This is a genomic window from Roseibium aggregatum IAM 12614 (genome assembly GCF_000168975.1).
Taxonomy (GTDB): domain Bacteria; phylum Pseudomonadota; class Alphaproteobacteria; order Rhizobiales; family Stappiaceae; genus Roseibium; species Roseibium aggregatum.
In genome coordinates this window covers 18318-37805 of record NZ_AAUW01000021.1, presented here as the reverse complement: position 1 = coordinate 37805, position 19488 = coordinate 18318, and the positions used below count along the sequence as shown (strand labels likewise).

Sequence of the window (19488 nt, the reverse complement as noted above, 5' to 3'; positions counted from 1 at the left end):
TTCTCTCATTTCGCCAGCATCTTCTCCCTGAAGACTTCGGCCGGCGTCTTCCATCCGAGGCATTTTCGAGGCCTCGTTTTGAGCCGGTCACAGATCCCTTTCAACTCAGGATCGGTGACCCGACTCATATTGAGTTTGCGGGGAAGCCATCGTCTGGCGCGTCGGTTGGTGTTTTCCACGGTGCCTTTGTGCAAGGGAGCAGACGGATCACAGAACCAGGTCTGTGTTCCAATTTCCGCTTGAAGATGCGGCCAGGCCACAAACTCGGTTCCTCGATCGAACGTGATGGATTTTCGGGAACGGATTGGCAGGTGGCGGATCGCATCGATGACCTTGCCGAGCACCAAATGTGTTCTTCTGTTGTCATTCTTCAAAAGCACGGTGAACCGGGTGACGCGTTCCACCAGGGACGTAACGTTGCCAGAACCAAAGTGCTGTTTGAACAACATTAAATCGCCTTCCCAGTGCCCGAACTCCTACCGATGTGCCACGGCATCAGGCCGGAACAAGATGCTGACGTCACGATGGAATTTGGGTGGCAGGCGCTTTCTCGCTCGTCTGGGCTTGCGCGACTTTCGATGTGTCGGCAAGTACCACCACAGCTCCTGGGCCAGGCCTTCTTTCGAATAGATGTAACGGTAGATCGTTTCCTGGCAGACCCGGTGGGAGGCGCCTTCGTATCTCATGCGCCCGGCAATCTGTTCCGGCGTCCAGCCATCTTTGATGCGATCGGTCACAAGATGGCGCAGACCCGAATGCCTGATCAGTTTTCGTTTTCGTGACCGACGCGTGGCGCATTCCTGGTGGGCCGCCACGGCAAAATAGCCGACGATGTCCGGCACCTGTTCATCTTGAAAATGGTTGCGTTTCAATTCTCGAAAAATCGTTGATCGGTGCCGCCCAAGGATCTTCGCCATTCGACAAGGTGACACTTTCGCCTGGCGCCAGCGTTCAATCTTGCGGTACTCATCCAGCGTCAGGTGGCTGTATTTTGATCCCATGACACAATCCTCCTGTTTGATAACCTATTGGTTTCAAACAAAAGTCGCACTTGGGAATAGCGCGCACCGATTTTGGACGTTATCGGTGTTGCAATGCCGGGGAAGCTATCGCGGATGCGGTTGCCCGTTCAGGTGACGCGAGGCTGCGGCACGGCTCGGGCTTGCCGAAATTGACTTTTTCCCGTCGGTCGGTCAGGGTTTCAGAACCACGGTAGCCGGATCGTTTTGCATAGCCGACGGATCGACCACGGCGTGTGAGGAGGCCTCGACGTCAAATTCCTCCAGCCAGTTCGCGACACCGACGCTCTGTCTCGCGAAATCGATGATCTCATCGCCAAAACGGTCCAGCGTGTAAATCCGCAGCGACAGAAGGAAAACCCCGGCGTCGGTTTCAAGGCCGAGGCTGCACATGTTCTCGATATTGAAGCCAAGGGCCGCCCTGAGCATCGCGGCCTGACCCGAGAGCGGCGCGAAGGCATCCAGTTGCCCGACTGGGGAAAGCAATCGCAGGCTGCCGGCGGCCTCGTCATAACAGATGGCGACGATTCCCTCGTCTCCGAATTCCGCACTGGTGACATTGTCCGGTCCCAGGGCCAGTTCCTCCAAACCGGCGCGCACGGCGAAGGCCGCGAGCGCGTTGTTGACGTCATGCCTGCTCAGCATGGAGCCTGAGCGCGTAAGCACGGTCATGTGCCAGTCTCATGCAGTTCGTTGGTTGATCCGTCCGGAATTTCGAGTTTTTGTCTAAAATTCTGACCCGTGCTACCGAAAACCGCAAACGAATCTCCCGTTGGCTGGATTTTTGGCTCTGATAATTCCATTGTTTTGCCTGACATGCCCGCATACCGGCGCTCGAAAGTTTTGTAGAGACGAAGTATGTCGGTGTCATAGTCATCGTCATAGTTATCGAGCATAGCTGCGTCGTGGAGTTCGTCCAGAGCGGCAAAGGTTTTTTCAAGGGAAGCGCCGTGCGTGTCCTTTGTGTCCATGCACGCTATGCCCCGGGTCTCGAGCATTCTCCTTGATGTCGAACCGATGGGGTGATTGTCATAGACGCCAGCGATCGGGGTCCATTCTTTGTTCTGATCTCTACTCTTCAAAAGACTCTTGAGTGAGGCACTAGTATTGTAGGATTCTGCAAGACACTTCACGACAAGCCAGACCACGGGTGCTTGAACATAATTCAAGCAGATCTTCTTGAAGATATTTTTGCTTCGCGTCCGCGTGAGTGCCGCCGCGCCCGTGGCGAGTTTTTCCATAGGGCGGTCCAGAATCAATCCGCCAAGCCTTAGTCCCCTGGCCTCCGCGGCCTGCAGCACGTTCGCGGCGATATTGCCTCCCATACTGTAGCCATGAAGAACGATCCGTTCCGGGTCAATTCCGCTGTCCAGAAGATGGTTCAATATGGCGACACCGTCTTCCACCATGGTCCGGCTGGAGGGCACGCCGCCCGAGGAGGCACCGTAGCCACGATAGTTCAGCGCGAGGAAGTTAGCCTGCTTTTGGATGACATAGTCCTCGCCGGTACAGCCACCATGAGGAGTAGACTGTTGTTCTACCGGCAGCCCGTGACCGCCGAAATAAACAACGACCGGCCTGTCATTCTGTGTGAAATTGGGAACCGACGCGCATTCTGCGTTAGAAAAGTTTTTGGATACAGCAGCTCCGCCTATGTTGTTGGAAGAGTTACTTCCAGTTTTATTTTCCGCTTTCTCTTTAACCGTATATGCAAAGCCGACCAACTTCTGCTTACTCCGCCCTCCAAGGAATCTGGAACGCGCGGAATACTCCAGTTCGACTCTCTTGCAAAACGCCCAATCAAATTCAGGGCCGTCCTTATCTGAGATTTTTCCGTTAGACTTTGGTGCACTTTCTAACTGATTGAGTGCGTCCTCATCAGAACAACAGATGAGCGTTTGAGGTCCTGCCGCTGGCTGCGACTCCTGAACGCCAGATATTTTGCAGGCAGCCCTCCAAGCCAGCGTACCCGGCCAAGGCGCCCACTGCCGTATCGACCGAGGTCTACCGTCAGCCCGCCCTGTCAATCCGCCCGCCACGCCGGAAACGACTCGGAACAGCGGGTTTCGCTGGCGCCATGCGCTGGTGTCCTTGAACGTCAAGGCCCTCTCGGTATCATCGTGGCATGTGCCCCTGATATCGTCTTGGGGGGCAGCTTCGCTCCGGCACGAAGCTGCGGTACTGTTTGTGGATCTGTTTACACCGGGCATTTCGCGCCTTTATTGATATCAGGAATAAACCGGAAAAATCCGGTTCCGCCGCATCGCGTAGCCGACCCGAAACAGCATCGGTCGCGGATTGAATTTTTGTCAGATTAGCCGCCTGTGCGGCAGGGCGGTGTGTCGATTGGCACATGACACTCGATGACATGCGCGCCGCGCCTGAGTATCCTTTCTTACTGCGGAATGAGCCGCCGATGGCTCCTGTTGACGGCACGCCGAAGAGGAGATCGCGGCCGCCCTTGCGCGTGTCAAGAACCCTGGTGGCGCAGTTCGAGCAACCATCGTTCGAAACTGGACACTCCGGTCCGGCCGGCTTGGTCGCACAGGTCCGACGGCGTCATGCCAAACTGGTACTTGAAGGCCCTGCTGAAATTTGCGCCACTTGAGAAGCAGTATTCCTCCGCTATCGACAAGACGGATCGCTTGCCGCTGGAGAAGATAATTTTCCTGTATGCCGCCTTCAGTCTTTGTTCGCGAATATACTTTTGGACGCCACCGGTTTGTTCAAAGATATCGTGAAGCCTCCTCCGGGAAACATTCAGGAATTCAAGCACCGCATCGGAAGAAAGCCCGGGAGACTTGAGGTTGGCGTTTATGTATTTTTGTGCGGCTTCCAGGCGTGCGGTTTTGAGCGGCGCTTCCGCGGCCGCGATGTCCAGAGGCCGCTTGGAAACGCACGCGCGAATGATTGCGATCGTGGCTTCCGCAATGGACTGGGCCTCACGGCTTTCGATTGTTTCTATCGTGCTTGCGAGTGCCGTGAAATAGTGACCCAGCAAGGGGTGGATCATCTTGCCGTTGGCGCAGCTGTCTCCGTTGGTGAGCAAGCTCCCCAGACCGGTCATTTCCTTTTCGTCCAAGAGAAGAACAAGGAAATCACAATCCATTATCCTTCCGTATATGCTTCTGGAGGGCTCGGAAATCAGCACATGTCCGGGGTTCTGACGCAAGAATGTGCCGTTTGAAACATATCTTGCCGTACCTTGCAGCGGAACTGAAAGGATCCAGGCTGTGCAGTCCAGGACCGTTGCATGGATCCGTGATCTCGGACGGAGCCGGAACGCCTCCGACTGAAAGCGGATGAAGGGCGTGTTTCCGAGCACATAGGCCTTTCCACTGTTGCGGAAGCCAAGTTCGGGAGCCTTTCCGTCCGCGGGCAGGATGTTGCCGAAGGAAGCGAATTCGTTGTTTACAAACGCGAACTGCTCTTTTTTCTGGAGGCTGGCGGTGTCCCAGGAATAATGCGGTTGAAGCGGCCGGTTCACCGGGGCGAGCGCGCCGCCGGAAGGCGTTCCGCCGCTTGTGTCAGGATCTTCACGAACTCGCATGAGCATTATGGTTTCCGTACGCAGGTTTATTTGTCGGTTTATGGATGCAGCTGGCAGGACAACGCCAGCATCGGGAGCGTCTGGCCGGCGGGAAGGCTCCGGTCCGGTTACGATGACCGAGGTTTCCGGCTGGCTCAGAAACAGTCAGCAATGTCGTTCACAAAGGCTCATTCGGGACGTTGTTGACGAAACGCGAGCATTTGCAGAAAAATTGATCGGGTGTTGCGATTCATTGGATCCAGTCGAATCCGAAGTGTTCGGTATAGTCGGAGCGTCACCCCATCCATTCAAGGCGGCGGCGCCGGGCATTGCACGCCCGGACCAGCCTTTTGCAGAAAACGGCATACCTGCCCTGACGGCTTGACGAGGCTTTTGCTTTCGGCGGGATGTGGGTGAACGAAGCGTCAATTCCCGATTGCGGCCGAGGCGTATCGCGTGAGCCGGGGTACCGTTGGCCGGGCAATAGGTGCAATACGGTCCGGCTGGCGGAAATGATCTGCCGAAGGCCGGGTTTGAAGGCTCTTCGGGTTGCATTGCGCGTCACCTTCCGGTGTGGGATGCGTGTGAAACACCATGCAGTTCATTCCCGTCTCGGCTTGCAAGAAAATGTCGCGCGTCAGCATGATGCGGCTCGAAAACGCATGACCCGGATCACCTGCCAATTGCTTGGTTGCGACCTCGAGAGATTCGTGAAGAACCACAGCCCCTTCTCGGGACTGCGTTTCAAACTGGTGATGTGCCGCTGTGGCGAGACACGGGCTTTCCCGCCCCAATGTACGCGAAGTCTTAGTGGTCTTGTGGTCTACGATCATTCATACACCCGGTCACTTCCAATGGATCACGTAAATGCGGGTTGTCTACTTGAAACTCTCGACAATGATTTGAGTAATTCGCTCATTCTCAGGCGGGCGGCCGGGTTGGACTGGCCGCCGGGGCCAAATCATGGCACGAGGTTCGAATACCGGTGGTCCTGAACGAATCTCTTCATCAGCCCGGGCGTTTCGGAGCCTGTGTTGAACCCCGTGACCTTCATTCATGAGGTTGATTTAGCGTATGCGGACGGGAAAGCCTGTGACGCGCGTCATACCGCTCATATCGACCTCCGGAACTGACGGGACCCGCGAACCGGCTTATCCCAAAGGGTTTTGATTGTGTCCCGGCTGACCAACTTTGGTGGGGCGCAGCAAGGCACCAGCCGTGGGGGCGCGGCGCGTACTGGGAAAACACGCGCAACACAGCTCGAAGGGGCTCCCAAGCAGGCCTGTGGTGGCCTGTTCGAGTCCGCCGGACCATGATGCATCGCTTGCCCGGTCAAACAGACCTCCCCCAGGTATGACGTGTCAATCTTTCGGCTTTACCCGCCATGTTGTCTGACTGCTTGCGGTCAGACTGGCGGTGCTGCCTAACTGGAACAGCACCGGCATTCGCGCCGACGTCCAATACATGCGGGTCTCAGTGGTCTTGACGGACACACACTCGCCGAAACCACGGTTCTTTATCTTTTCCGCGTCGAGTGAACCTGACTGAAACTCCAGGCTCTCCTGCTCCGAGGTCTTCATGTTCATGACGATTTCCTTGCTTCGGGACTTGCGCTGCCATGCCGAATCATTCGCATCGCCGGTCAATTCCTCAAGGCGCTCCAGCTCCTGTTTGAATATTGCGTTGTCTTCAGGCATCATTCCTTGAATTCGGGACAGGCTCTTGCGAAAATTCGCACGGTCCTTGTAGGCAAGAAAGTCAAGCAGACTTTCCATTCTTGCCAGTTCTTTGTCGATGGAAACGTTGTTGCTATCTGCTGTTTCTCTGAGCGCGCGCAGTGATCCGCGGATTTTTTCCCTGTTTTCACGGGTTGTATAGCTGATGGAGTCGATCAGCGTATCGCTCGTTTCGCTTTGTTCCCCTGCAAGCAGCGCTTTCACGGGCGCAGCCTTGAGCGCGCTCGCCGCGCGAGGCAATGTCATCGTCCAGGTGATTTCACCCACGCCGCCTTTCAGGGGCTTGTGAATCTCGGGAACGCTGAATTTTGCCTTCGGGGTTCCAACGAAGATTTCCCGCCAGGTCTTTCGTTCGGTCTGGTAGTGTATGCCTATCCCGACTTCTCCCGTCGCAGCCGGGCCGTGCAAGCGACCGGCTGTCGCGAGACTGGTCCCGGAGAAACTGTTGCCGAACCGTCCCCGCAGCATAGCGGAGCTTCCTAAAGTGAACCTCATCTTCGGCCTGTGCGTCAGAAGCGAATACAGTTCGTGCGAATTCTCGGTTTGATAAGCGCCGCTGGACGTGAAGAATTTCCCGCCCTCGCGCGCGCTGGAACTGTAGATCTCGGCATCCAAGCGCGCGTACACCGGCGAGATAAAAGACTGGCCTTCCGATTTTGCCTTCAGATTCGGGCTGACGTTCACCGATAAGCTGAAGAGCCCGTCAGGCGTCAGGGACGCGGTCGCGCTGCTGGCTTTCGTTTTGTAATGACCGGCCTCCGACACCTCACCCATCGCCAGGACCTCGTAGGGGTTACTGATTTTACCTGAAAGGAGAAGCTCAAGATTCGCGCGTAGGCCTGGTGAGGCTTTTCCAAGTGTGATAGAGATTGTGTCCTCTACTCCCCATTGCTTGCGCAGGTTGACGCCGACCGTACCGCCCGCGTAGAACCCCACCTCTTCCGGACCGACCCCAATTCCGAACCACCCGCTGGCTCCGACGTTGACCCCTTCGATTTCCAGGCGGCCTAAACCGACCTCTATAGAGCCGTTCACGTTCATGAAGGTAAGCGTGTAGTCAAAGCTCCGATCGCGCCCAATATAGTTGGTCGCTCCGAAAAAACCCGCTTTCTTGAGACCCACTATGATCCATTCGAGACGCACCCCGCGGCTCCAGCCGCTGCCGACAGTTATATGCTGTCCTTCCTTCAGGCTTGCGATCAGTTCAGCATAGGAGCCTGCAACGTCCTCTCGGTTGATCTTGCCGCCATCGGCGAGGACCTTGTTCAGTTTGTGCTTCGGGATCGACATACCGCGGGTCAAATAGGAGATGGCGCGGAAAATGTGGTCGATCTGAGCCATGCTGGCAAATCCGTTGCGGCGCAGCTGCTGGATTTTGCTGTGCTGTCTTTTGAGAAGGATATCGTTGACGGCTGAAATGTTCGTCGTATCCGGCAGCGCGGCGAGCCTGTCGAGCGTTGTCTGATCCATCGCCAACTGTGCGACGAGGGCACTTGTGTCATAGGACTGCAGGCTGAGAACCACGCCCTTGCCGATCAGGTGTTCAAGTTTCTCGATCACCTCCGCGGACGGCCCCGCTGCATAGCCTCCCGAAGAGTGGAACAGGTCTTTTGCCCGGGTTTGAATTTGTTCAAGGAAATTGTCTTCTTTTGCCGCCCGCCGCAAAAAACGGAACAGGTTCCAAAACCAGGATTTCCTGCGTCTCAGGTGTTTGGGATTCGCATCGTGGAGTTTTTCGAGGTGATCGAGTGTCGCAAGCATGTCCTCATGGATCGGACTGATATGCTTCGCAAGCAACTCGTTGCGCAGGAGTTCACTCTGGGGACTGATGTGAATAGGCCCCGACTTCCCGGGTCCGGTTTGCCTGGGACTGAATTTTGTGGGCACGGTTTCGCTGGATGCCTTGCGCGTCCGTATGGCAGGCTTCTGAAATGGCGCCTCGAACTCGGCTTTTTCGGCAAGAACTTCCTTTATTGCGTCGAAATGGGGGCCACGCCCCTTGCTCATTAGGCCAAAGTGGAAATGGGCATCCCACCAACTCGACAACGCGGCAGCTTGCCTTGAAGTCCAGCTGGTTTTCTCTTGGGGGGCCGGGTCTGTTCCGGATGTTCCGGAACGAAGAGGGCGGTTGCTTCCCAGCAAGAAAAAGCTCCAACTCCACGACCATCGACTGGGTTCCGGCAACCGCGCGCACAACGTATTGTGGTTAAACTGCGGCGCATCTTCTTCGTCCAGGGACGGCTCCATGCCGTCCGCGGGGGCTCCGGGCGGGCGCTTCGCTGAGGAGCTACCATGAGCTTCAAAATGCTCCGGGCGCACGGCTATCCGTTCCGTTTCGATCACTGTCTCCAGCGTCCTTTGATCGCGAGCGAAACATTCCTCTGGTCGCACGGCCGATGGATCCGATCCGCCGGGTTTCCTTGCTCCGAGACAAGCCTGGGAAGGTGTTCCCGCGTCTGCCTGAAGCGCAAGGATTTTGCTGGAAGAAATCCCGCTATCCCTGACGCTGGACACTTTTCCGCCTTCCCGGAACCAGGTGACCAGTCGCCTTTTCCAGCGGCCAGCAAGGCTTTCTGGTCTGGCCGCTCCGCCATCAGTCTGCCGGAGCGGGCTTGTATTGAGATGACTGGCTTGAACTGTATTCATTTTTCACCCCCCTATCCAGCTACACCACGTCAAGGGACGTCACCTTTCGATCAGACCGAGGCCTTTCCCAACTCGCCGCTCTCGTCGCGGCGGACCCGGCTTTCCGAATGTTCGCGAGAGTTGCAGGGCAGCATTCCGGGCGGCACACCCCTCCGCCGTGTGCGATGTCGGCCGACCGCCCTCCTTCCTCACCAGGCCTCACCAAAATGAGAAAGAAGATCCTACTCTCAGATATAAAATTTTAATCGATTTAACTTCCATGCAAAAGATGTTTCTCAGCGCTCATCAGGTATGAACCCACGTTAGCCAAGTCACTAATATCACGAGACTACATCGCACCAACCCGACTCATTCCGCGGACCGTTTTTATTGCAGCGCCGCCTGCCGACGATGCCGGTAATACGCAGACGCCAGGTGCGTATCTAAAGCATATTTCAATGCAAAATCAGGTGTTATTTAGTACACTAGCTGATGTTTTGCGCGCATATCTGTCGAATAGAAGGTAGTCTGGAAGATTAGCCGCAAGCAATAGTTGTGTCTTCCGTGACACGGCCATGCACTTTGCCATTTTAAAGAGCGCGGTTTGCGATTCGTCCACCCGCGACTGGAAGCACTTCTCGTACCTTGAACGTTGCTGCACCGCTTGTCCGGTCAACCGGCCCACCGGCGCGCGGCGCGCCTTGTGGGCAGACGGAAACACGTCATCAACGGGACCAAAAATCCGCTGCGGCGGCACCGGTTTTCGCGCCTTTTTCAATTTCAATGTATGTTTTGATACAGTGGCAGCCTCTGTTTCGCGGCACAGTACTTCGGGCGCGCATGAGCGCTCAAGCTGGGTCTTGCCATTGTCGGCGACTGCCGGACTCCTCAGCTTCCCTGAAGAAGGATTGCATTAATGACTATACCAAATACTATCAATTATTATTATCTTCGGAGTATCTTTAGTGGAGAGAAGGGGGAGAAGGCGCAACCATTAAATAACTCGGATCATTATGTGCATAAGCCAGGACAGGCCGTGGTTAAAAGAGAAACGGTAGACGAAAACCTGCGTGCACCAGTTCCAAATCGTGCTTTGGCTTCGCGCAAGGCTTCGCTCGAAGCTCCCAATACATTGCCAAGAATTATCGAAGACGCTGCGCAAAAAATCAAAGATAATGGTTTGGATGAATACCTTCATGCTAAATACTTTGAGATTGGCGTGACAGATTACGGTAGGGATTTATGCGCTTTTCTGGCAAAACGGCCAGTAACCTTTGGGGAGAAAGAGGGTAAGATATACTTGGCCGAAATTTTTGATCTTACAATTTCAGACAATGGAATGATCCAGGGCGACGAGACGTCAATCACCTCGAAGATCCAGCGCAAGTTGCAAGGCTGGATTTACACCAGTGCCTCGCGGGAGGATGTGGTTGGGATCGTCAGCGGGGATGAAAGCAAAATAACGAGGGCGGCAGAAAACCTGCTTGCTCAGTTTGAGCAATATGAAGCCCTCTGGAGAGAGTTGGAAACAGTGGTGGACGATGGTTTGAACAGGAAGTTTACAAAGGAGGAAGTCGTGCTTGCCAAGACCATGTTCTTCAATGAGGGCGAAGACTGGTACGCCAAGTTTCTGCGGATGGTAACAATCAGCGAACATCGGAACACTCCAGTGTCTGTGTGCGTATCCCAATGAAGTCGGCCATGTGTTCCGAACTAAAGCCGCCCCCCCATTCCGATTTCATTCCTGTAAATCGGCATTGAATGTTGACCCTTTATCGGCTTCCAAAACTGACCCCTTGGTGATCTTGTTGCATTAATCGGGTTTCGTGCCTACCTGCTCGGCGTTTCCTTGCTTCTGAAGTTTTGTGAATGCCGTTCAAACACCACGCATCTCGTCGCCACAAGTTTGCGAAGTCCATGCATCGTGTAACGAACTGTCCCGAGTATACGGAAAGCCTGCGACGGCGTAGGGACATCACGGTCTGGGTTGATGAAAGCGTGGCGCATCACTGGGGTGTTACGCACACCGGCAAGCGTCGTCGGTCGGGGTAATACACTGATCTTGCCGTAACGGTTCGGCGATTGAATTGAGCAGCAAGAGTTGGGTCCTGGCGGCGCAGGTTCCTGGCTTTCCACAGACCAAGGCGAAGCGGACGATCGAGCCAGATAAGCTAGCTCTTCAATCTGCAATCGACGCGTATTAAGCTCGTTCCGTTGCAGCTTGGCCTGCTGGCCATTCAGTGGATCGGGTCGTCGCAATCAAAAGCGCTGACCAGCAGGCCGTGTTGATGCTGCATCGCGCTCGGGATCTTCTGGTGCGCCAACGTACGATGCTGATCAATGCATTGGTTGATTGAGAAGGGTGTCGAGGTGCACGTCATACAACCTTCCAGCGTTCCGGTGGATAGGCGCATGCGACGAGCGAAATCCGATGGCATCGATGCGGAATTGTTGTTGCGCGCACTACTCGCATGGCTTCGCGGGGAGCCTCGTGTCTGCTCAATGGTCCCTATCCCAGAAGAAGCCGATGAGGATGCGCGGCGATGCGTCCGCGAACGAGCCGAGCTGGTGTCCGAGCGAGTCGGCCTGACCAATCGTATCGGTGCTGTTCTAGTGACGCTTGGGATCGGCGATTACAATCCTCTGCTGAAGAGTCGCCGGCGACGGCTGGCTGATCTTCGCACCGGACTCGGTGGGCCCATTCCGCCGAATGTTGGCCAAGGTTGAACGACTGATCAGCAGGCTGGAACTCGTTCTCGATCAGATCGACGCACTGGAGCGCGAGCGAGATGCTGTGGCCGAGGCGACCGCTCCGGATGGGGCAGGTAAGATGATCCAACAACTCTGCAGCCTGCGAGGTATCGGCGTGCAGAGCGCCACCGTTCTGGTGCGTGAGGCCTTCGTCCGTCGCTTCGCCAATGGCAATGGGCTCGGATCATACGCGGGCCTAACCGCGACCCCTTACAGCAACGGCGGGGTAGAGCGTGAACAAGGGATTGGCAAAGCCGGAAACCGAAGGCTTCGGACTGTGATGGTGGAGTTGGCCTGGCTCTGGCAACGTTACCAACCCGGCTCCCCCCAGGGTTACCTGGTTCCGTGAGCGCACGGGCTCTACCGGGCGGCGGGTTCGCAAGGTGATGGTTGTCGCCCTCGCTCGCAAGTTGCTGATCGCTCTGTGGCGGTTCGCTGTCGATGGCGTCGTACCCGAAGGAGCGACGATGAAACCTGCCGTATAATTATCGGGATCGGGCCGCACTGCGACGGCATTGCAGCCCGGTGACCGAGTGAACGTCGCCGTTGTCCGGCGTGGCACATTAGTGCCGTCTTCACAGAGTGGTGCCGTTCCTTAGAAGCTCTCCAGTCCCGAATGAGGGACCGTGGTTGGGACTATCACCCCGCCGGATGTGAGGTTAGCAGGCAGGTCCTGCAGGAAGAGAGCTCACCTCGGATCACAAATGCGAAAACCATTGACAGGAGAATCATCATGTGAGGCCGGACAAATGACCGCTCGCAACATGATCGCAATCACGGAAGAAAACTCTTGCAAAACCGGAGCTGTCCACAAATGGCAACGCCACCGGCTGTATCAAATAATACTGCGTCCGACGCCTTTTCGTTTAATTCTACCCAAACTAAATGTAGGAAGAAAATCGATGAAAATTTTTGGCGATAGCACTGACAGCGCAAGCAGCTGTTTTGGCCCTGGCGTTGACAGCGTAAGCAGCAGTTTTGGCGATAGCGTTGACAGCGTAAGCAGCAGTAACAAAAATACAGAACGTGGTAACATAGGCTCTTGGGCGATCAATGGCATTTGTCGCAGGGTGAGTTTGCTTGGAGGGGGGTTGTTGTGGATTTGCACCTCTTCGAATTTCAAAATCAGAAATGCCAACATGATGCCTTCGTCTTTTTCAAGAGGGCAATCTGAACTCCATCTCCCAAAATCGATGGATGAAGAGATTTCTTCCTTAAGAAAACCAGCGCCATCTACAACCCGAAGCTTTGATTGGTTTAAGTTTAAAGTCCGGTTTCTGCCGCCATTCAGAGGGTATTGTCAGCCTAAGTTGGGTGTGGCCTACATCCAAGATAAAATTGCCCGCACGCATGAAGACGTTTTTAATTATGACCCAGAAATTGACAAAGCAGTAGATAAGTTTGTTTCGGATTTAGTGATTTCCCGCTCCATAAAAAGAGGGGAGGACATAAGTCTTGTTAAAATGTGGCTTGATCCGGAAAAACACTCACCTAGAGGCAAAGAAATTTGGCACCGCGACTGTGAAGAAGCACTAACTTTTGCACGTAAATCGGTGTCAACGGTAGTTAGCGATGTCAAGAATGATCTGGACAACAGTGGGGTTTTAGAGTTTCGGGACAGCGTCTCTCCTTTAGAGTACTCTAAATTCGCGAAAGAATGTCAGTCATACACATCTAAGGCTAGCGTAAGAAAGGATGTTAAACAAAAGTTAGACCAAAAATTGAAAGCATTTTTGGACGCTGACCGTCTTCCTTCTACCTCGGATGCTAGCCAAAGCTCTGAAAACTCGAAAGCTGTGACAGGATGGCCTGCTGCCGGTTTTTCGGACCACGAGTTAAGCTAATCCCGCCTTGTTTTCAAATTCCATCGGGCTGAGGTAGCCTAGGGTCGAGTGACGCCGCTTGGGATTGTAGAAGTGCTCGATGTAGTCGAACACGTCGGCCCGGGCGTCGTCTCGGGTTCTGTAGACCTTGCGTGCCGTCCTTTCCGTTTTCAGGGATGAGAAGGAGCTTTCCATCGCGGCATTGTCCCAGACATTCCCAGACCGGCTCATCGAGCAGGTGATGCCGTGACCGGCCATGAGGCGCTGGAACTGTTCGCTGGTGTATTGGGCAGATTCAACCGGTCGTCGCAACACCCCGCTACAGGAGGTGTTGATGGTTACAGGAAGACGGAAATCAGAACGCTCAATGCGGCACAAATTGTCCTCGCCTGGGCGGCCACCGGTATGGCAGCGTGAGAACCTGTGCCGGTTTTGGCAAGGAGTGGCGTCGGGTCTGTCCAGTGAAGAAGCCGCCGCCGAAGCCGGCGTCTCCGGTCCCGTTGGTATCCGGTGGTTTCGGAGTTCAGGTGGCATGCCTCCAACACACCTTTCGCCCGCAACGGCACCACTCGCGAGTCGAAACCTTTCGTTTCGGGAACGGGAGGAAATTGCTTTGGAATGCGCGCGGAGCACGGGAGTGCGTGCTATAGCGCGCAAGCTGGGGCGGTCTCCCAGCACAATTTCGCGTGAGATCAGGCGCAATTCGGCGACGCGCGGCGGCGACTTCGACTATCGAGCCATTACCGCGCAGTGGCATGCTGATCGAGCAGCACGGCGGCCGAAGGCGGCAAAGCTGACAACCAATCCTGTCCTCCGTGACTATGTGCAAGACCGGCTCGCCGGACGGATTGCAATGCCCGACGGCATCGCCTTCGATGGCCCAGTCGTGGTATGGAAAGGACGACGGGCTGTTCATCGGCAAAGTCGACGCTGGTCCACAGCTTGGAGCCCGGAACAAATTGCGCGGCGTCTGAAGCTGGACTTTCCCGAGAACCCGACCATGCGCATCAGCCACGAAGCCATCTATCAGGCGCTCTACATTCAGGGCCGAGGCGCCTTGAAGCGAGAGCTATCGGCCTGTCTGCGCTCTGGACGAGCGCTGCATTTGCCCCGCGAACGTGCTCGTAACCGAGGCAAGTCCTTCTTCGCAGATGCTTTCATGATCAGTGATCGTCCGCCTGAGATAGGCGACAGAGCAGTGCCCGGTCACTGGGAGGGGGATCTCATTCTCGGTCTCGGCAGCTCAGCGATCGGCCCGTCGGTCGAACGTACGACACGGTTCACAATGCTCCTGCACCTCCCACGAATGGAACGCATGGGAAGGATTAGTCTGTCAAAAACGGCCCAGCACTTGCCGGACAGGGTGCGGAGATGGCTCAGCATGCACAGCTCCGTATCGACACCGGCCTCGAGATTTACTTCTGCGACCCTCAAAGCCCCTGGCAGCGCGGGAGCAACGAAAACACCAACGGCTTGCTGCGCCAGTACTTTCCGAAAGGCACGGATCTAAGCCAGCATGGGGTCGATGAATTAAGCGCTGTAGCACATGCTCTGAATACCAGGCCCCGAAAAACGTTGGGCTGGCGCACACCTGCAGAGGCTCTCGACCAGTTGCTCAAACAAGATATAATCAAGGGTGTTACGATAACCGGTTGAATCTGCCTTGGACGCCCCTGTCCGAGTGGTGAACGAGGCCACCGCCATGAACGGGACGCCGATCATGAAGTGCCTGCTCCAGAGCATCGAGAACGAAGGGCGCATGCGCCGTCCGGCTGACACGCCAGCCGACGATACGCCGGGCAAATGCGTCGATACCGAAAGGGACATAGACGAAGCCCTGCCAGGTGACCAGTGGAGTAAGAAGCGCGGTTGCGCTTCTCCTCCCCGAACCGGACGTGCACCTTTCAGCGCATACGGCTCTCCATTCAAACTGAGCCCATGGCCATGGCAACATCATTAAAGCGACTGGTGACGGTGCTGCGGTTTTCACTCCGGAAGATGTATGGATTGACCTCCGGATTGCGCCAACGGAATTGAGCCTTCGGGCTTGAGACAAGCCGTTGCAGGTCTTTTCCGATGGCCTCGCCATGTTTGTTCCGACCGTAAACGAGCCAGGTTTTCGCCTTGCCCGGTTCCGGGGGCCTGAACCACTTCCGCATCAAGGGTTTGATACGGCATCGGTATTTATGCCCCAGCCAGTGCGCCAGTTTCCAGAACACGACATGGTCGATGCGCCGGAAGACGTACGCCCTGAAGTCGGTGAACTTGTAGAACGCCGCCCATCCCGCCAACTGGCGGTTCAGGCTGGCGATCATGTCGACCGTACTGACACTATGATTGCCGGAAAGGGTCTCGGTCAGTTTGCGGACAAACGCCTTGGCCTTTTCCCTGGGTATCGTCGTGACAACGGACATGCGTCCGTTCGATCCTCGCTTGCGAATGATCCGGTGCCCCAGAAAGACGAACCCGTCATCGGCGTAGCGACAATAGGCTATCGCAGGTTTCCATTGCCGGTTCTCCCGAACCGTGATGGGGCGTCCCTGCTGAATGCCGAAGTTCCATGCCCAACGATCCTTGCGGGCTTTCCGGTTCAGGTATTTCGCCTCCAGCCAGACATCGAACTCATGGAGCATGATGTTGGACAGGAGCGGTGACAGCACGCCACCTTGCGGAACACCCTCGCTGGCAGCCCTGAACAGGCCACGGTCAATGTGGCCTGCCTTGAGAATGCGCCAGAGGAGATCGACAAACCGTCCGTCCCGCACCCGCCGCCGCACACATTTAAGAAGCAGTCGGTGATGGACGGTGTCGAAGTAGCTCGCCAGATCACCTTCGATGATCCAGCGGCCCTTCGTGCCTCCACATCCCGGTAGGAAACCCCATAGCGCACATAAAAGAAAACTGCGAACAGGACCTCTTCCTTCGGGAAGTGGATCCCTTTGAAACTGATCAACGCTACACACCAGGCAAAAATCTGATCAGAGGACCGCCTCCTAAACCTCAACGCGCAAAAAGGGACCCGACAGATAAAAATATTGCGACAGAACCAGAAGAGAAACTGAAACCAAAGAGGTGTCGACCAGGCCAAGGGCACGCGGAAGAAGCCCGCACTATCGCAGGAAATTCCCGCCTTCCATATCGATTACCCCGTGCTTGAGCGGCTCCGTATAAAGCGACTCCCGGTTTTTATCGACCCAGACCAATATCTTCGCGATAACCTCGAACCATTCATCCGGCACGAATGCGCCGACATCGGACTCCGCATAGAGGGAACGGGCCAGAAGCACGTTTCTGAAAACGGGAACGCCGTGTTTTTCCGCCTCCGTTCTCAAGTCATGGGCATGCAGGTTCCTTCCCTTGGCAACAATCAGGGGAAGCGGCGCGATATCCGGCTTGTAATCGATGACGACGGCAAAATGTGTCGGATTGACAATCACGGCCGTCGCATTTCTCGTGCGGTCGATACCATCGCTCAACACCATTTCCTGCGCCAGCTGCTTTCGTCTTCCCTTGATCAGCGGGTCGCCCTCAGTCTCCTTGTACTCCCGTTGAACCTCCGTTTTCGTCATCATCAGTTCCTTCTTGTGCTGAAACTTCTGGAAAATGAAATCGAAGCCGGAGACGATGGCAAATGCGAGCGCAGTAAAAAGCAATGTCGTGAGCAGCATGGAACTGGTCACCGCCGTCAGGCATTGGAGACCGCACTGAACCGCGTTCATATAGGGACCGATCGCATCCCTGATCACGAAGAAAAGAAGGACCGAAAGAAATATGATCTTGATCAGGGACTTCAGGAATTCGACAAGCTGCTTGACCGAAAAAATCTTCTTGAGCCCTTTGGCCGGGCTTATGTTTTCAATCTTCGGCTTCAGGTTCTCGAACGCGAAAATAGACCCGAACTGAAAATAGTTGCCTGCGATCCCCAAAGCGAACCCCACACCAAGCAGCGGCAGAACGACAACAATCGATATATCGAACATGGCTTGTAAGGCATTGAAGGCGCTTGCGCGGAACCCAGCACCATGTAGTGCGGCCACTATATCGAGCATTTCGACAAATTTAGCGAAGTTGTAGTCCCAAGCCAGCCACAGATAGGCGATGACACCCAACAGGGAAATTGTCGTCACCAAATCCTGGCTTCTGGCGACCTGCCCCTTCTTTCTCGCGTCCCGTAACTTCTTGTGTGTCGGTTGTTCGGTCTTTTCACCCGTCGGCTGCTGGCTCATGGCTCGGTGCCTGTCCGGGGAGCAGTCTCTGACAGGATATCGGTTCCCGCTTCAAGTATTTCATAAAGGCGGTTAGTATTTTCGAAAAACAACGCCTGCCCTTCCGTTGCGTATGGGAAAAGAATCTTGATATAAAAAACTAGGACAAACGTGGCTATACCGCTCTTGATACCCATGGAAAGGATAAAGACCTGGATTTGGGGTGCGAAGCGGCTCACCAGTGCGAGTGCCAGCTCGGACAGAAACATCAGGGCAATCACCGGGGCGGCCAGGACAAACATGGTCCGCATGCCAAGGTCGAGGATTTCCAGAATCAAAACCGGAAACCGCTCGGAAACGATCGGCAGCATTCTGGTGACAGGCCAGATCATGAAACTCTTGTAGAGAATCCCGATAATGATCAGGATCCCGCCCACAGAATACATGTAGGTCAGAAAGGCTTGAGAGAACAAGTTCCCAAGCGGCGTCGTTTCCTGCCCCTGTAAGGGGTCAATACTTGAGGCGATAGCCGCACCGCGCTGGTTGTCCATGAAATCGCCCGCCGACGTTACCGACCAGAAAATCCAGCCGATCATATAGCCTATCAGAAATCCGATCGCATATTCTTTCGCGAAATAGAGGGCAAGAGCCGGCAGGGAATCGCCGATGAGCGAAATATTCGCCATGTTGACCGGCACGAGGGGCAGCGCAAGGATCAGAATCGCGCCATTGCGTGCAAGCCTGGGCACGACGCCTGTACTCAGAATGCCCGACATGGCGATGAAGGCATAAATTCTCGGCAGGGACATCGCCAATGAGAGCATATGCTTCTCGAAAATTTCGAAAGCGGCGATCAAATCCCACATACGGAGCTATCTTGTCAATTCAGGAAAAGTGTCAAACAAATTCATGGTGAAGTTATACATTTCACCTCCGAGATACGTAGATGTAGCGGCCAGCGAGATCGCGACAGCGATAAGTTTGGCCGCGAATGGGAGCGTTTGTTCCTGTATTTGCGTCAGTGCCTGTAAAAGACTGACCGCAAGCCCCACTATCGACGCAGCCAGAATGGGCGGCATTGACAACAGCAACACGAGGAACATTGCTTCGGTGGTTACATGGAGCGCATCAGCCGGTGCCATTAGGTAAGTTCAGCCTTTAAATATAGGTTTTGACCAGACCCAGAATGAGCCTAGACCAGCCATCCACCATGACAAAAAGGAACAGCTTGAACGGCAGTGATATGGTCAGTGGGGAGACCATCATCATTCCCATAGCCAGAAGGATGTTGGACACGACCAGATCGATGGCAACGAAGGGCAAATACAGCAGGAAACCGATCTCGAAGGCCTCGCGCAATTGGCTGATCGTAAAGGCCGGCAGTATCACGAAGATGCTGTTTTCATCGGCCATGGCCGCCAGATCAGCCGGCCACAACTCCGCTGTCGCCTTCAGAAAAAACAGCTTTTCCCGGCCTTCTGCGTGCTTGTCCAGAAATTCGATGAGAGGCCCCTTGCTGGCGTTGTAAGCCTCCTGGAGCCCCTCGAGATTTCCGAAGTTGAAGTTGCCTTCCTGCACGATCATGAAGGTCTGAAAAAACACAGGAGCCATGATATAGCCCGACAATATTATGGCAAGTGCATTCAATGCCATATTGGGTGGAATCTGCTGGACGCCCAAAGCGTTGCGTACCAGCAGCAAGACGACCGCGATCTTGATGAAAGACGTCGCAACCACCGCCATGAAGGGAACGAATGCAGCAGCTCCCAGCGCGAGAATTAAATTAAGTGGTTCCATATA

The 19488-nt window shown here is 55.1% G+C and carries 14 protein-coding genes and 7 pseudogenes; 6 read left to right on the top strand and 15 right to left on the bottom strand.

Annotation, left to right across the window (positions count from 1 at the left end):
• Positions 1 to 5: 5 nt before the first annotated feature.
• The 6 genes and pseudogenes from SIAM614_RS32185 to SIAM614_RS24210 form a co-directional block, all read right to left on the bottom strand.
• Positions 6 to 1001: pseudogene (locus SIAM614_RS32185) on the bottom strand (IS30 family transposase).
• Between the two features lie 192 nt (positions 1002 to 1193).
• On the bottom strand, positions 1194 to 1691 hold the full coding sequence (locus SIAM614_RS24235) for a type III secretion system chaperone (protein ID WP_006938592.1): 498 nt from the start codon (positions 1689 to 1691) through the stop codon (positions 1194 to 1196).
• A complete protein-coding gene (locus SIAM614_RS24230) occupies positions 1688 to 3121 on the bottom strand; it encodes an alpha/beta hydrolase fold domain-containing protein (RefSeq protein WP_157140058.1) in 1434 nt (477 codons plus the stop codon). Before SIAM614_RS24230 ends, SIAM614_RS24235 begins: the two co-directional genes overlap by 4 nt.
• A gap of 368 nt (positions 3122 to 3489) precedes the next feature.
• On the bottom strand, positions 3490 to 4170 hold the full coding sequence (locus SIAM614_RS32180) for a helix-turn-helix domain-containing protein (protein ID WP_157140057.1): 681 nt from the start codon (positions 4168 to 4170) through the stop codon (positions 3490 to 3492).
• A gap of 1739 nt (positions 4171 to 5909) precedes the next feature.
• Positions 5910 to 8930 carry a hypothetical protein gene (locus SIAM614_RS24215; protein ID WP_157140056.1) on the bottom strand — a complete coding sequence of 1007 codons (3021 nt, stop codon included), beginning with the start codon at positions 8928 to 8930 and terminating at the stop codon, positions 5910 to 5912.
• A 445-nt stretch (positions 8931 to 9375) separates the two neighbouring features.
• On the bottom strand, positions 9376 to 9693 hold the full coding sequence (locus tag SIAM614_RS24210) for a hypothetical protein (protein WP_040441008.1): 318 nt from the start codon (positions 9691 to 9693) through the stop codon (positions 9376 to 9378).
• A 132-nt stretch (positions 9694 to 9825) separates the two neighbouring features.
• On the opposite strand from SIAM614_RS24210, the gene SIAM614_RS24205 reads away from it, so the two are divergent.
• The 5 genes and pseudogenes from SIAM614_RS24205 to SIAM614_RS32175 all read left to right on the top strand — a co-directional run bounded on the left by SIAM614_RS24205 (position 9826) and on the right by SIAM614_RS32175 (position 13504).
• Entirely contained in the window at positions 9826 to 10602 is a 777-nt protein-coding gene (locus tag SIAM614_RS24205; RefSeq protein WP_040441007.1) for a hypothetical protein, read from the top strand.
• 553 nt (positions 10603 to 11155) lie between these two features.
• Positions 11156 to 11257 (top strand): annotated as a pseudogene (locus SIAM614_RS33060) (IS110 family transposase); the annotation flags it as partial.
• The gene (locus SIAM614_RS33055; RefSeq protein WP_229598008.1) at positions 11250 to 11636 is read left to right on the top strand and encodes an IS110 family transposase; all 387 of its coding nucleotides are present in this window, start codon (positions 11250 to 11252) and stop codon (positions 11634 to 11636) included. The pseudogene SIAM614_RS33060 and the gene SIAM614_RS33055, both read left to right, overlap by 8 nt.
• A complete protein-coding gene (locus SIAM614_RS33050; protein WP_006938585.1) occupies positions 11620 to 12009 on the top strand; it encodes an IS110 family transposase in 390 nt (129 codons plus the stop codon). Before SIAM614_RS33055 ends, SIAM614_RS33050 begins: the two co-directional genes overlap by 17 nt.
• Positions 12010 to 12409: 400 nt before the next feature.
• Positions 12410 to 13504 carry a hypothetical protein gene (locus SIAM614_RS32175; protein WP_157140055.1) on the top strand — a complete coding sequence of 365 codons (1095 nt, stop codon included), beginning with the start codon at positions 12410 to 12412 and terminating at the stop codon, positions 13502 to 13504.
• Here the strand turns inward: SIAM614_RS32175 and SIAM614_RS24185 are convergent.
• Positions 13496 to 13774: pseudogene (locus SIAM614_RS24185) on the bottom strand (IS3 family transposase); the annotation flags it as partial. The gene SIAM614_RS32175 and the pseudogene SIAM614_RS24185 sit on opposite strands and share 9 nt — an antisense overlap.
• Before the next feature lie 43 nt (positions 13775 to 13817).
• Between SIAM614_RS24185 and SIAM614_RS31345 the strand changes: the two are divergent.
• Positions 13818 to 15139, top strand: a pseudogene (locus SIAM614_RS31345) (IS30 family transposase).
• A 7-nt stretch (positions 15140 to 15146) separates the two neighbouring features.
• Here SIAM614_RS31345 and SIAM614_RS31340 read toward each other — a convergent pair.
• The 8 genes and pseudogenes from SIAM614_RS31340 to sctR all read right to left on the bottom strand — a co-directional run.
• A pseudogene (locus SIAM614_RS31340) lies at positions 15147 to 15341 on the bottom strand (DDE-type integrase/transposase/recombinase); the annotation flags it as partial.
• Positions 15342 to 15408: 67 nt separating this feature from the next.
• Entirely contained in the window at positions 15409 to 15897 is a 489-nt protein-coding gene (locus tag SIAM614_RS33670) for a group II intron maturase-specific domain-containing protein (RefSeq protein ID WP_456153878.1), read from the bottom strand.
• Positions 15898 to 15948: 51 nt separating this feature from the next.
• A pseudogene (locus tag SIAM614_RS33665) lies at positions 15949 to 16326 on the bottom strand (reverse transcriptase/maturase family protein); the annotation flags it as partial.
• Positions 16327 to 16340: 14 nt separating this feature from the next.
• Positions 16341 to 16436 (bottom strand): annotated as a pseudogene (locus SIAM614_RS32565) (IS6-like element ISPmar1 family transposase); the annotation flags it as partial.
• Between the two features lie 157 nt (positions 16437 to 16593).
• Positions 16594 to 17709, bottom strand: coding sequence for a type III secretion system export apparatus subunit SctU (gene sctU, locus SIAM614_RS24165; RefSeq protein ID WP_006938579.1), 1116 nt, complete (start codon positions 17707 to 17709; stop codon positions 16594 to 16596).
• On the bottom strand, positions 17706 to 18554 hold the full coding sequence (gene sctT, locus SIAM614_RS24160; protein ID WP_006938578.1) for a type III secretion system export apparatus subunit SctT: 849 nt from the start codon (positions 18552 to 18554) through the stop codon (positions 17706 to 17708). Before sctT ends, sctU begins: the two co-directional genes overlap by 4 nt.
• Positions 18555 to 18560: 6 nt before the next feature.
• Entirely contained in the window at positions 18561 to 18830 is a 270-nt protein-coding gene (gene sctS, locus SIAM614_RS24155; RefSeq protein WP_006938577.1) for a type III secretion system export apparatus subunit SctS, read from the bottom strand.
• Between the two features lie 16 nt (positions 18831 to 18846).
• The gene (gene sctR, locus SIAM614_RS24150) at positions 18847 to 19485 is read right to left on the bottom strand and encodes a type III secretion system export apparatus subunit SctR (RefSeq protein ID WP_006938576.1); all 639 of its coding nucleotides are present in this window, start codon (positions 19483 to 19485) and stop codon (positions 18847 to 18849) included.
• Positions 19486 to 19488: the final 3 nt, after the last annotated feature.

Coding starts and splice junctions, on each gene's coding strand:
- SIAM614_RS24205 (WP_040441007.1), top strand. CDS start 9,826: ATGACTATACCAAATACTATCAATTATTATTATCTTCGGAGTATCTTT.
- sctR (WP_006938576.1), bottom strand. CDS start 19,485: ATGGAACCACTTAATTTAATTCTCGCGCTGGGAGCTGCTGCATTCGTT.
- SIAM614_RS32175 (WP_157140055.1), top strand. CDS start 12,410: ATGACCGCTCGCAACATGATCGCAATCACGGAAGAAAACTCTTGCAAA.
- SIAM614_RS33050 (WP_006938585.1), top strand. CDS start 11,620: ATGTTGGCCAAGGTTGAACGACTGATCAGCAGGCTGGAACTCGTTCTC.
- sctS (WP_006938577.1), bottom strand. CDS start 18,830: ATGGCACCGGCTGATGCGCTCCATGTAACCACCGAAGCAATGTTCCTC.
- sctT (WP_006938578.1), bottom strand. CDS start 18,554: ATGTGGGATTTGATCGCCGCTTTCGAAATTTTCGAGAAGCATATGCTC.
- SIAM614_RS24215 (WP_157140056.1), bottom strand. CDS start 8,930: ATGAATACAGTTCAAGCCAGTCATCTCAATACAAGCCCGCTCCGGCAG.
- sctU (WP_006938579.1), bottom strand. CDS start 17,709: ATGAGCCAGCAGCCGACGGGTGAAAAGACCGAACAACCGACACACAAG.
- SIAM614_RS33055 (WP_229598008.1), top strand. CDS start 11,250: ATGCATTGGTTGATTGAGAAGGGTGTCGAGGTGCACGTCATACAACCT.
- SIAM614_RS24235 (WP_006938592.1), bottom strand. CDS start 1,691: ATGACCGTGCTTACGCGCTCAGGCTCCATGCTGAGCAGGCATGACGTC.
- SIAM614_RS33670 (WP_456153878.1), bottom strand. CDS start 15,897: ATGTCCGTTGTCACGACGATACCCAGGGAAAAGGCCAAGGCGTTTGTC.